Source organism: Novosphingopyxis iocasae (assembly GCF_014334095.1).
GTDB lineage: Bacteria > Pseudomonadota > Alphaproteobacteria > Sphingomonadales > Sphingomonadaceae > Novosphingopyxis > Novosphingopyxis iocasae.
The window spans coordinates 2,305,984-2,319,483 of record NZ_CP060495.1; the positions used below are offsets into that span (position 1 = coordinate 2,305,984).

General features: G+C 55.7%; 8 protein-coding genes. All 8 read left to right on the forward strand.

Features of this window, described 5'->3' with window-relative positions:
* Positions 1–740 precede the first annotated feature (740 nt).
* The 8 genes from H7X45_RS11010 to H7X45_RS11045 all read left to right on the forward strand — a co-directional run bounded on the left by H7X45_RS11010 (position 741) and on the right by H7X45_RS11045 (position 13,326).
* On the forward strand, positions 741–1,802 hold the full coding sequence (locus H7X45_RS11010) for a DNA adenine methylase (RefSeq protein WP_187334916.1): 1,062 nt from the start codon (positions 741–743) through the stop codon (positions 1,800–1,802).
* A gap of 2 nt (positions 1,803–1,804) precedes the next feature.
* Entirely contained in the window at positions 1,805–3,445 is a 1,641-nt protein-coding gene (locus H7X45_RS11015; protein ID WP_187334917.1) for an McrB family protein, read from the forward strand.
* A gap of 7 nt (positions 3,446–3,452) precedes the next feature.
* Positions 3,453–4,799, forward strand: a complete 1,347-nt coding sequence (locus H7X45_RS11020; RefSeq protein ID WP_187334918.1) for an McrC family protein — start codon at positions 3,453–3,455, stop codon at positions 4,797–4,799.
* Positions 4,789–7,281, forward strand: coding sequence for an Eco57I restriction-modification methylase domain-containing protein (locus tag H7X45_RS11025; protein WP_187334919.1), 2,493 nt, complete (start codon positions 4,789–4,791; stop codon positions 7,279–7,281). Before H7X45_RS11020 ends, H7X45_RS11025 begins: the two co-directional genes overlap by 11 nt.
* Before the next feature lie 1,623 nt (positions 7,282–8,904).
* On the forward strand, positions 8,905–9,222 hold the full coding sequence (locus H7X45_RS11030) for a hypothetical protein (protein ID WP_187334920.1): 318 nt from the start codon (positions 8,905–8,907) through the stop codon (positions 9,220–9,222).
* 2 nt (positions 9,223–9,224) lie between these two features.
* Positions 9,225–10,103 (forward strand): hypothetical protein, encoded by an 879-nt coding sequence (locus tag H7X45_RS11035; protein ID WP_187334921.1) that lies wholly within the window; start codon positions 9,225–9,227, stop codon positions 10,101–10,103.
* A 155-nt stretch (positions 10,104–10,258) separates the two neighbouring features.
* The gene (locus tag H7X45_RS15350; protein ID WP_425498193.1) at positions 10,259–10,327 is read left to right on the forward strand and encodes a hypothetical protein; all 69 of its coding nucleotides are present in this window, start codon (positions 10,259–10,261) and stop codon (positions 10,325–10,327) included.
* A 197-nt stretch (positions 10,328–10,524) separates the two neighbouring features.
* Complete coding sequence (locus H7X45_RS11045) at positions 10,525–13,326, forward strand: MobA/MobL family protein (RefSeq protein WP_187334922.1); 2,802 nt, start codon at positions 10,525–10,527, stop codon at positions 13,324–13,326.
* Positions 13,327–13,500: the final 174 nt, after the last annotated feature.

A 13,500-nucleotide genomic window follows, 5' to 3' on the forward strand; every position in this document is an offset into this window, starting at 1 on the left:
CGACGAATCCTTGCGCTTCTAAGGCCACCAGAATGCCGGCAAGCATGGCGGCTGTTATCTGAAAACCCCCAAGAAACAGCACGCTTAATCCAATTTGAATAGCTAGATATTCTTTTGATCGAAAGGCTGCAACCTCCGGAAACCAGCATTATTCCGCGATCTGTTGCGCGAAGTGTGCTTCAGTCTTCAGCTTGCACCGGCCTGATTGCTCCAGTGACTTAACGACCGATTGCCCGGCCACTGTTGAGAATTGTTGAGGTGCACGCAAGTAGTCACCTCTCGCCGCTGGAGTTCGCATAAAGCGCCGCGCCTTTTGAGGAACGGTTAGGGGAACCGGTGCGCGAACTAGGGAGAAATCAATACGATCAAAGCCAAATGGCGGACACGGAGGGATTCGCTCCAAGCCCCCAGGTCGTTCGGAATATTGCTTTTCTGCTATCCACTCGTCGTCAGATACCCCCAGGGATACCCCGTTTTTGTTAAAATCGAACTCAATGTCCTGAGCGAGTGATTTACGTGCGACAGTTGAGTACCATGAGAAGGTAGCTTTGCACCCCAATTTCGGTCATTCCAAACCCATCAAAGCCTTCCCGAGAGCAGTCTTCGTATCGCCGGCTTAGATGGGGCTGTTTGGATTAATTGGCAATCGGGAGCTTGCGCTACCTGCAGAAAAATCAGCATGCTATTTGGATTCGAACTCCCCGTCGGCTAACCCGGTCGGCACAGATTGATGGGGCATCATGGCGATCGAGTATATCGGCAACAAAGCGCAGCTTGTAGATCGTATGTGGGAGTGCATGCGCGGACACCTTCGTGAAAAGCCAAAGGGGTTTGCAGACTTATTTTGCGGCACTGCGTCCGTTAGCCAGTTCATGCGCGCTCGCGGCTTCCGGGTGACCGCCAACGATAGCTTGCTGCTCTGCTCGACGTTCGCAGAAGCGGCCTTGCTGACAGAAATTCCGCCGAGCTTTGTCGGGCTTGCTCAGGCGGGTGTGCTGGTAGCTCCTCCGAAATGCCGCTACGCGGAACTGCTTAGGATTCTCAATGGCCTTTCTCCGGTCGAAGGATTCATGTTTAGAACCTATTCGCCAGCCTCCCTTCGCCATGGGGCCAACGAAGCGAGAATGTACTTTACCGAGGAAAATAGCGGTAGGCTGGATGCGATGCGCCATCAGATTGCGCAGTGGCGTCCCGATATCACGACGGCAGAGCACGCACTTCTTCTTGTCGATCTCGTCAAGGCCGCGAACCGAGTTAGCAATATTGCCGGGACTTACGGCTGTTATCTTAAGGACTGGAAAACCCGAGCCCTGCAGTCCGTCGTGGTGACAGAGAGCAGACTCTCGTTCAGCGGCCCGAGGGGCGAAGTCTTTCGTCAGGATGCGCTTGACCTTGTGCAAAAGGTCGAAGCCGAGGTCATTTACGCTGATCCGCCATATACTAAGCGTCAATACGCGGCCTACTACCATCTTCTTGAGACCCTGGTTGCCGGAGATGAGCCGAAGGTGACCGGTTCCACGGGACTCAGGCCATGGGAGCACGCGGCTTCGGATTTCTGTTATCGGCGCAAAGCGCCTGGTGCGCTTCGCGACCTGGTCCTCAACTTGAAAGAGGGCTCGGACTTCTTCCTAAGCTACAATGAAGACGGACAGATACATCACGACGAGATCGTCAAAATCCTTAGCGAGCGCGGCAAAGTTACTGTGAACGAATTCGCATTGCGCCGCTACAAGAGCAGTAACCTGCCGCATAAAGGCCGCCAAGTTGCGGAGCGCCTCTACCACGTTAAAGCGAGCGCGTAACAATGGCCCTTGTAGCTATCGATGCTATTCTTTGGCGACGTCTTCAACAGGCTAACTATGATAGTTTAGACGGGGTGTCGGCGGGGCAATATGATATTCGCCTCGGACGCGACGATGATGTGGCGACTTTTTTCGATGGGGTCCCCCAGCTCAACCCAACCAATTTGGGCGGGTACGATTTAAAAGTACCTATTGCGGCCTTCGATGGGGCAAGTCCGGTTCCCCAGGCGGAGCTTCGCGTACGTTTTATGGGGCCGCGATCACAGCGAAAAGACTGGAACATCCCATCGCAGCGGCCTGACACGGCCTATCCGCTCTGGCGCCTAAGCCGCAGCAGTCCAAACCGGTCGACCGAAAACTTTGTGATTATTGCTCGGGATGTGCTCGGACGTTTTCACGCGCGGTGGTTGGATGCGGCGGCTGTGGCTGCCCTACCAGAGCAAATCCGGAAGGCATTACGTTCTCAGAAGAATATGGGGGTTGAGTTCATGGCTGTCACTCAGCACGCGGAAGAGGCTGTCCGCATCTCGGACAAGCTTCTCGCCAGTCACAACGTCCTCCTTTACGGGCCGCCGGGGACGGGCAAGAGTCACTTGATGTGGGAAACCGCAAAGGCGTTCGGGCGTGATCCGGTGCAGATAGACACCGCCGATGAAGCCCAACCGCTCAAAGGAGGTGGTGCGGCGCTGGACCCTATCGTGCGCTGGGTAACTTTCCATCAGACCTACGGTTACGAGGACTTCATCATCGGCCTGAGACCCGATCCGTCCTCGGTGCAGGCGCTGAGTCTCAAGGCATTTCCGGGGATTTTGCTCGAGCTTGCCGAAGTGGCGCGCGCGACCGGCCGGCCCGCCGTCCTTCTGATCGACGAGATCAATCGCGGCAACGTGTCGCGCATCTTCGGCGAGTTCATTACGCTGCTGGAACCGGACAAGCGCCTGGGCGGCGATGGAAATGAGACAGAGACGACTGTTCCAATCAGTCTTCCCTATGTCGATGCCGACACCGTGGTCAGTGTCGATGGACAAGACCTGCCCGTCCTAAAGCGATTTGTTCTGCCCGCTAACATTTACCTGTTGGCCAGCATGAACTCGGTGGACCGTTCCGTCGCCCCCCTCGATGCGGCCCTTCGACGTCGGTTCCGGATCGTGAACCTCGATCCTGACTTGGAGGCGCTCCAGGCAGAATTCGCACGGCGGCCTCCGACGGGCAGCGCAGAGGACGTAGCGGAGGTAGTTAGGCTCCGGACCCTCGCCACAGACCTGCTTTCTCATCTCAACGAGGGCATCTCGGCCTTTCGTGGGCCGGACTATCGGCTTGGGCAGTGGTATCTCGCCGACTTGCTCAAGGCGACCAACCAAGCTGACGCTCGCTCGGTCTTGGTCGGAATCTGGGAAGAGAAGCTTCAGCCGCATCTAGAAGACGTCTTCCACGGACGCGTCGAGCAGCTCGCGGCCCTGATCGGGGAAGACGGACCGATCCGCCTTTCGGACCCCCCGTCCAACTACGAAAGCGCAGGCGCTCGGCCATTCGTCAACCGCAAGCTGCTCTCACCGGAGCAGACGTTGGCCTTTTTGGAGCGGCTGACCTCGGCGGCGCCGAATGCGCCGACCGGCGCGCCGGCCTCGAATTCAGCTCCGTGATCGCAAATTGACTGACGTAATCCTTCGCGAGGGGCAGCGGGTCAGGCTGTTCGACATCCTGCCTGCCGGAGTTTCGCAGTCGACTGCAATGGCGGAGGCTGCCAGCAAGAGTCAGAAACTGAAGAATGCTCTCAATCTGCGCGCCGGGCCGCTCAGCCTGGTCTACGAGGGCAGCACGCTGGTCCTTCAAATCACTGGAATTGTCGGTTCGCTCCGCCTTTTCGGAGTGCGGGTCGAGATCCTTCCAAAGTTCGGAGACGACAGGAGCTGGCACGACAACGTCATGATGTTGCTGGCTCGCGCTCATGGCGCCAAGTTCGACCTGCAGGAGCTTCGAGGAACCGATCGCGACCGGCTAAGCTTCGTCGATCACGTCGCCCAAGCCTTCTCGACAGCGCTGGACGCGGGCCTGCTCGACGGACCCATCGAGACATACCGGGACATTATGTATCGGGCACCCGTCGCGAAGGGACGAATCGACATTTCCCGGACGGTGACGGCGGCCCTTTGCTCTCCCGGCACGATCGTCTCTTGGACAAGCGAGCTGGATGCGGACAATCCCTACAACCGCGTACTCCACGCCGCGGCGGACATCCTATTGAGGCTCGTAACAAACCGGGATGTCCGCGCCGCGCTTCAGCGATCAAGGGACGAGCTCCCCCCCTTGCCGCAGGGGCTCCCACCGCCGGTCCGCTGGCCGGACCGGCCTCCGCTGCAGTTCGTTGGCTACGCAGAAGCGCTGGAGATAGCTTCGGCGGTTCTTCAAGGGCGAGACTGGGGAATCGGTCCAGCGGCGAGCACCGCTTTCGGCTATGTCGTCGGGATGGAGAAGCTGTTCGAGAAATTTGTGGAGAGTAGCTTGCGGCAGGCGGTCAAATTGTTGCCCTTATCATTGGAAGCCTCCGCACGAAGTCAGGCAAGGACTTTATTCGCGCAGCCGGAGACGCCGGGGCGCAAGGCCTATTTCACAACACCGGACAATGTGGTGGATGTAGGAGGCCGTCCGACCATCATCGTAGATGCCAAATATAAGCGTTTCGCCGATGCCGAAACGGGCGATGCCAGACGGCCATCCAACGCCGACGTGTATCAGATGTTCGCGTCTATGGCGGCCCAGGGGTGCCGAGTGGCTCTCCTCATATACCCTTCGTCCGTCGACCTTGCCGGTCCCCCGCCCACCTGGCGAATGAAAGTTGGCAAGGAGGATGCTTTCGTCGTGGCGGCCGGAATTCCCATTTCCGATCTTCGGACTAGTGCGGACCTGAATTCTGTGGATCTGGCGCTGGCGCAACAGTGTCTGCATCTCCTTACGCTCGTAAACGAATATGATGGAGCCCCCGTGAATGTCGCGTGAGGTCTGCGATCTTGGATCGATCTGGCGCTGGCTGGCTGTCGAGCACTTCAGGCTCGCCGTTGGAGAAAAGCCCGGCGCACCCGGAGAAATGTCAGAGCTTTTCCGGCTTTGCGTCACTCGCTCGTTCTACGCGCTGGCGAAGGCAATGTGCGATAAATCCGCAAGAATAACCATCAGCCGCGGCTTGAGCCAAGTCGTGGCGATAGATGGCGCGGCGCTTTGTCGACTCATCCCGGAGGCGGCGGCGATTGCCTCCGGGAAACTGCTTGAGGAGGAGCTCAGCGCCAAGGTCGGCGCATTGCTGGCAGAGTCTGTCTTAGAGCCGGCCTCGTTCGGTGACGCTTTCGAGAGCCTATACGGCGATATCCCTAATGCGGACGTGCAAAGCGGCTCGCGCGCAACGCGCGATCGCAATACCCGGGGTGTTTTCTATACTCCGGCGGCCCTCGTCGAGGAGTTATGCGACCAGGCTCTGACGCCCGCGCTCGATGGCTTTCATTCGATTGAGTCCCTCTCCGGTCTCGCGGTGCTGGATCCCGCGATGGGCGGTGGACGATTTCTGATCGAGGCTGCACAGAGAATCGCCGCTAGGGCTGAGTTGCTAGAGCCCGGTGACCAGGCGAACGGGAGAAAGATCGCCCTCACCTCCCTTTACGGGGTCGACCGCGACGCCTTGGCCGTCGACGTTGCCAGGCTTTCCCTCTGGCTCGCTGGCGGTGCGGAAGCGGATGTGGTCGGCATGCTTCGCCGACATTTTATCCATGGCGACTCCATCGCCGGTCCCGCCGGAAGCTCTTCGGATTCGGGGACGAATTTTGACGGAACTCACCAAGAAGAACTCGATTGGGCGAGGACTTTCCCGGGGATCCTTGGCCGAGATCGACCGGGCTTTGACCTAGTGATTGGCAATCCGCCTTGGGGTAAGATCAAGGCCGAGTATAAGCGCTTTCTTACGGCCTCCGTAGGCGCAGCCAGTCAGTTGCAAGGTGCGCAGCTGCGCCGGTATGTTCAGACCCTTCCTGAAGGAAATTTACGCCGGCACGCCACGACCGAATGGGAGGATCACTCGTCGGCGGTAAAGGCCTATGCGGAGAGGCTAAAATGCCGCTTCGCTGGCAACGATGAAATTTCCGGGCGCGGCGACGCGGACCTATACAAATATTTCATGGCCAGGAGTCTGCAGCTAACCCGCGAAGGCGGCACGGTCGCGCTCATTATCCCGGCTTCGTTTAGGAATACGGAGGGCACGGCATCTCTTCGGAGAAAGTATTTCGGTTGCGGTCACTTTACCTTTTTTACGGAGAGAACCAATCGCCGGCGACACTTCCCAATACACTCCATGTTCCGCTTCGTTTCCTTCGTGTTCCGGAAGGATGGGGTGGGCGGCATCGACAACATGCTATTCGTCGACGGTCAAAAACGCGGCGAGCCAGTGCACATTGGATTGGATGAGTTGCGCGCCGTAGCGGGCGATGATCTGCTAATACCGGAGGTCCGCGATCAGCGGGAATTCGACCTGCTGAAACGCCTATACGGCGTCTTTGAGCCGCTCGGGTCCCCGGGTCAGTGGAATATCCGCTTTAATCGCGAGGTGGACATGACGAACGCCAGCGCTCAATTCATTGAACAGAAGCCGCAAACACAAAGCTCAGGTTTTTTGTATCTACCGTTGTTTGAAGGCCGGATGGTTGACCAGTTCGATTACGCAGCCAAGGAATATATCGGCGGCGCTGGACGAAGGGCACAATGGCGCCGTCTTCTGATGGGAGCCAAGCGGATCCGCCCTCATTATCTTCTTCCGGTCAGATCCACCGACCCCAAGCTCGAACAGTTCCTTAGCCCGAGAGCGGCCTTCTGCGATATAACCGGCCACGCGAACCGGCGCACTGTGCTGGCTGCTGTCCTTCCGGGCGGGGTTGCGAGCGGCAACAAGGTTCCCACTTGTCGGTTCGAGCCCGTGAACGATCCGCGCTTTCATCTCCTTTGGGTGGCAATTGCCAATAGCCTCACCGTGAATTGGCTGGTTCGGCGACGGATTTCTACAACGCTCAATTTCTTTCACCTCTATGCCATTCCGTTTCCAAGGCTCGACCCCAGCGTGCCCGAAGCGAAGCGGCTCATTCGCCTCGCCGCTTCGCTTGTAAAGATAGATGATGGTCACCTGAGCTTCGCAAGGTGGTTGAAGGATGCCTGCGGCCATGACGCACCAGCCGTCGTCGACACCTGCGAAAGGCAATCCATCATCGACGAGATAGATAAGGTTGTTTTCGGACTTTATGGTTTGGTTGCGTCAGAAGTGGCGCTGATCAAATCAGATTTCAAAGATCTCGCCACTCTAGGTTGTGATCCCGAACTACAAAATACCGAGACCAAGTTTGCCAGGCCGCCAAAGGCTGCTGCAGTGCGCAGACAGCAGTCGCGGCGAAGTGAATTGGGAGGCCGCCGCCGCCGGCTCACGACATCATTCGAAGAACATTCCTGATCCGACAAATTGATTGCCGGAATGACAGGTCTTCGCGCTCAGGTGGACTTAAGCGGACGGTCTCCTATCGACCCATACTCTGCTTGCCGGCAAAGCAGTTTTTTGTGGTCGAGCGTCGTGCCTTTCCACGCCATTAAATAGCTCAGACGGCTACAGCCGAACTGGCGGCGAGCAGTTAATCTACGCCGCGAGATGTCCCGAATGTTCTTACAACAGACGTAAGTGCGCATTTGCGCAACCAGGTGCGCATTTGCGCACCTACGTCCAAACATTCCAGGCGTTAAAGCGTTGAGGTCGACAGAAACTCCATCAACCTTCCCGAAGGGAAATGTATAACGGGGGCGCAGTGGTGCGGGTTATTGCGCAAGCGATTGAATTAACGTTATATTCAAGCGCAACGGCTATACGCCCCTCTATGCACGCAGGCGCTCAGCAACCGTTCGTCGGAAGACAGCCAAAAGGCAACCACATTCGTCCAGAAAGCGCACGGGCTGTTCTGCATGCAGAGCGATACGCTAGAGCGCAACGACGCTTCCTGAATCTAATGGTTACGGTCGACCTACAGAAGCAACCAGTTTCTGGTAAAACGCCATACGAGATATTCCGTAAGCATTTTTGGGGAAACGCTCGTGCTCGCTGGAACACGTTAGTGAAGAACGGCAAGGCGAAGGGACCGTTCGATTCGATTGCGGTTTTTGAGAATCCAATGATCAAATCGCAGCGCTTCACACGATCTTGGGGACCTTACCACGTACATTGGTTTATTCGGTGGCCAACCGAGCATCAGGAGAAGTTCGCATTTCACCTCCGGTCTCAGTTCAGGAAGAGTTTTGGGAGCTTTAGCCCTTCGAATATTCATCTATTGAAGGTTGATAGCCCCGCGGGTGTCGCAGCTTACTTGGTCAAGGGTATCGATCCGACATATGCCAAGCATTTTCATATTTGGCATACTCCGCAGGGTAAAATAGACCATCGCCGCATAATCACCAGCATTCCTTTGGGAAGGGCTTCGCAAAAGAGATATCGGTCCTCCGGTAGGGACCCGCTCCCCCGTCGTTCAAAAGCCGCTAACAAAAGGATATTGGAACAAATCTCGAAAAAGCTTTGCGATCAACCAAATCATCAAAAAGGTCGTCCCACCGAAGTCTGGCATCCCTGAACTGAGTGTCGAACTCTCGAGCCCAACGTTCGTACCCCGCTAAGTGAAAAGCCACCATAAGACATCTGTGACGCAACTGTTTCAACTGCTGACACTGTGAGGCATGCTAGGGGCCTAACGGTGGATAACTGAGACCATCGCCTAGCGAAGTCAGGTCCGAAGGTTAAGCCTGTGCGTTTAGTGCCTACACTATGCTCACTCTTTGCTTGGTCATAATACCAACGTTTGGCTGCCTCAGCCTCTAGTTTATTTTGGAAATGGAAGTTTTTTTGTACATTTCCCAGTTGGGAAATGTCGAGGATTTGCGCTGTGTTCAGCGCCACGGAACGGCACTTCCCGGTTTTTATACCATTTTTTCTCGCCGGTTCATTTGGGCCTCTTCTTTTTCCGTCCTAAAACACTTCTGCAGGCAATCTCGCCTCATTCGCACTTCCAAGTGCGGCACAAGGACAAGGACGAAGACGATGAGTTTTTCGAAAAGAGCTACTGACGACACAGGCCCCCGCAAGCACGTACGTAAAGCAGTTCAAGCGCAGCTTGCAGATATCGTGGACGCTATCGATGAAGGGGCATCCATCTCGGCGATTTATCGCACCCTCCGTTCGGACGGAGTCGAAGTTGGCGCGGGGCTGAGCAGCTTCCGCTACGCCCTGAAGGCACTGGAAAGCGAGATCGAAGCGATCAGGGACTCCAAGCGCGCTACAGACGCTGGCAATGCTACCGAGCATTCCTCTGGCCCGTCCAAATTTACCGACAACGAACATTCGTCACGGTGGAACTAGAGATGGACAGCTTTATCAAATCGCTGATTTTCATCATCGTGACCACCAACGCCGGCGGGCAGGCCAAATCCCTGATCGCAGACCTGTGCAAAAGCCTGTTTCTGATGATGGGCTACGACGTGGCTACGATGGATGCAGATCCAGGCAACAGCACAGCGATACATCTCGATAGTCGCACTGACGGGATAACGTGGGGGAGCAGAAGGAGCATCGCGTCCACGATCGCTTCCGCTTATGAGGGTAAGCAAATTGTTCTCGATTGCGGCGCGAATATGTGGGCATCAGAGCGCGAGATAACGGAGCTCCTTCCCGAGCTCGCTTCTATGCTCGAAGCGGTAGGTTACAGGACCGTTGTGCTTCTGCCCTATACGCCGAACAAGCCACGGGCCGCGGCGACGCTGCAGGATCTGGAGCCCCATCTTCCAGGAACGGAAAAGATCTACATCCGATCGAATAGCGACGGATCGGGTGCGTTCGATCCGCTCGATCCAAGCAAGTCGGTTATCGATCTCGGATACCTCCAGCCTGGTTTTATTCAGCATCTGAATGAAAATGGTCGCAGGTCGTTCTTCGACCTTGTCAGCAATCCTCATCCGAACCGCGTCCTTGCTAGCAATTATATCGGTCAGTGGATGCACGACTTCGCCGACGCTGCCAGTAAGTACAACCTGTTTGCTGATGCAGTTCCCATGCTCGCCAAAATCCCAGCTCAACCGAAACTGCGCTTCGGAGTAAACACGCTCGAGCGCTGCACCGACAAAGCCCTTCGCAAAATTCAATCCAAGAGCGTTATCCTAGATCATATCGATCGATTTGGCTGGGATGAGGCCGGTCTCCTGAAAGCTGCAGCAGCGTTGGCGCAGCGCTCCGACAAAGCATGAACAGTCTGCAAACAGGAGATGTCACCATGCGCCCGGTGTTCAACCACTGGGCGCATCGTGTTCACCTACTAGCGCTTACGTTACCGAAGAGTGTCCCATAAATATTCATCCGGTAGCTTTGACAATGGGTAGACACAATCCAGTCTAATGTATGCATTTACCTATTTAACTGTTCTAACAATGTTTTTAGGCGCAATACCGCTAATGTGGCGTGGCCACATTAGCTTGCTTTTGAATTAGATTAATTTTTGGTATCAGAAGATCGACATCGTACGAACAATGCTCACGCATAGTTCACGCACTGATAGCTCCTTGTTCGCCAGCAGTATATTTAGGATGGACTTTGACCTAACCCAATTCCTTTAACTTTCTACTTTGAGGGCCATAGCAATCGGCGCTATATTCGCGGTAGGAGATGAAGATGCCTACCAATCGCCAGATGGAAATCCAGGCCGAATATGAAGCGGCCCGTATCAAGTTCAATTTGATCCGCGAAGGTATTTTGACCGAGGTCGATGGCTCGTCCATTTCACATGGGAGAAAGTCTCGCCCGTTGCTTTTCGATACCCTTGGAAAGAAGCCGGCACGGACGCCTCAGTTCAATATTCCGGCGACGCGGCGTCGACGCCTGATGTCATCGTCGGGAGCCACATCATTTCATTTCGCTCACAAAGGCATTGCCAAGGTCCTGTTTGAGGTCCGGCGCGATAATGTGCGCAACCTGCCAGGGGCAGCGAGGGGACACAGTCGATATATAGAACGTGAATGCGCTGTGGCCGATCTCGAGAGCAAGGATCGTTCGAAGGACGTTAATCTCCTTGATAGCGAAGATGATAAGGCGCGATGCGTAACCGCGGCTCAAGACGAATATCTCGCCCGCCCCTCTGCCTTGGCAATGCAACCTGACGGTCAGCGAGCACTCATTACCAACATCGATCCGGATGACGATGAGCGAGCACATTTCTGGTCTCTGGTCGAAGCTCACGAACGCAGGCCAGGCCCGGATATGATGACGGTACATCCCTGTCAAAATCCAGAGTTCTGGCAGAAAGTTGCTATCAGTCCAGCCTGCCCTACAGAGCTACGCACCAAGCTCGACGGGCCTACCGCCAATGACGGGAAGGCTTTCAAGATCGGAAACGGCAAGACCGTGCGTGCCTTCTTGCGCAAACAAGAAGGCTGGTCCGAACCTAGACATGGGGCGAGGACCGATGAAAAATCACCGCCCTTAGCAACATTTGCCGATGGCCGGGGCGGCCGGGTTCAGTATCGCATTGAGTTCGAACTTCCAGAGGAACTGTCGCCGCAGCAAAACTTCGAGCTTCTCCGCGAATTCTGTGGCGAAATGGAAAGCCGCAAAATTCCATTCGTGGCGGTGATGCATGCGCCGGACCATCATAACCATGATGCAAACTGGCATGCACACATTGCCTATTATGATCGACCGTGCCGAAAGATAGAACGTAGCGACATCGAAGGCTTGGCAGAAAAAGGCTACGACACCGCGCAGTTAAGCCCTGGCATGTGGGATTTTGCCGTTACGCTGCCTGTACCTGGCCGTAGCAACCGTAACGTATCTCCGCTGCGACAGAAAAAAGTCGCCGAAGTCAGCCGAACGCAGACCTGGCCGAAGAAACTGCGCGTGCGCCTGGCAGAGATCACTAATGGCCACCTCGATCGCGCGGGAATTCAGCGTAGCGTCGACGCCGGTACTTTTGCGGACATGGGTATCGTGGCGGTTCCGCAGGAACATCTCGGCACTCGAACGAACGCCGCAGAAACGCAAGGACAGGCAACCAAGACCGGCGTCGCAAATGAAGAGAAGCAATGGCAGGCCGTGCAGGCCGAAGCCGAGGCGCTTCACCTGCAGCTGATGTATCAGGCTGAGGGTCGGATCGATGGATGCGCTGCGCGCATGAAGAACGCACCCAGCAAAGATAGCGTTAGCGTTGAGACCCTCCGCAGCGAACTCGCTCAGTCTGCTCTCCTCAGGAAGCAAATATTTCTCCTTGAACAAGAAATCTATCGAGCTGCTTCCCGAGCTTTCATGGTTCGTCAACGTAATGAAAAGCTGCAGCGAGCATACGAGGCGAAGGAAGAAACGGCCAATCTGAGGGCGCATAATCAGGCAGAAGCACTGGTTGAAGAAGCGTCGGCGTATCTTCAGCGCCTCGACAATTACCTATCCGAAGAAAAAGCACTGCTTTTGCAATGGCGAGCAGAGGCAGATCAATGCGAGGCCAATTCAAGGGCTATTGAGCAGTCACTGGGCAAGCAATCTCCGCCCGAAAACCTTGTTGCGCCCAGACTGCAGCCAGAAAATATCAAACGCTTCGGCGAAGACGCGCCGAAGTCTCATGACAGGCCAGTCTCGCGCGCGAATTTTTCCTCGAGAATCGAAAACGCAAACAGGAAGGATAGACAAAGGTCAGCGGTCGAGGCGCTCCCTGATCAATCTCCTCTCGCTATATCTGAGGATAAGCCGCTCAGCGGACACAATGCGCCCGGTTTCGTCAAAATCGATAGCGTAGAAAGTCCGCAACGCTCTACGGTCAAACAAGCCAAAACTGCAAATCGTGCCGCTTCAGCCGCCCCTCCGATGAGGACGCGCGCTCCAGTACCAAAACGAAAAGTCGCGACATCGAAGGCGACGGCTACCGCTGAGCAAAAGCGTCCAACGAGTTTCCCTCTTAGTTACCGCATCGAACGCTTCGTTTGGCGTATGGGCGAATATCGCTGCGAACTCGAAATGGATGATCGGAACGTCGTTTTGCCAGTGACCCAGAATATCGAGCGTTGGGGATTAACCTATGACGACGTCAAATCTTCGAGCTGTCAGCAACCTCTCCGTGCGCAGTATATCCATTTTGAAAAAGCATGGGACTTGTACGAGTCCGACGCGCGCATTCACGCGAGGACATGGGCGCTTGAAGAGTTCGATAGCGACCTTCTGAAAGAGGTTAATGTCAGCGAAAAAACCAAGGAGGTCGCCGAACGCTACGCTGGAACCAACAAGCTTCTGGAATTGATTCACCGGGTCGACTGGCAGATCAGGAATGACAAGCGACTGCCAACAAGGATCGAGCAGCTCAGGAAACGGGGCATTGATGTCGATTCTCGAGTTCCATGGACTCCGCCGAGAATGCCGGCAGAACCGCTACAAGTGCGCTCGTTGGTGCTGAGAGGCCGACCTGGATTAAGCATAGGCGGATTGGAGATCTAATGTGCCCCGGCAACCAACCTGGGAGCGCTCGCTAGTTCGCCAAACCTTCTTCTCGAGAAGGAAAAGCGAGCCGCCCAGCGGCCGCTTTATCAGTAGATTCAGGAGTGAAGAAATTGCCGGAAGCGAACCGGCAAGGTGAAAGGAAAAGAGCTTGGATGCTCGGCTCCTGCCTCG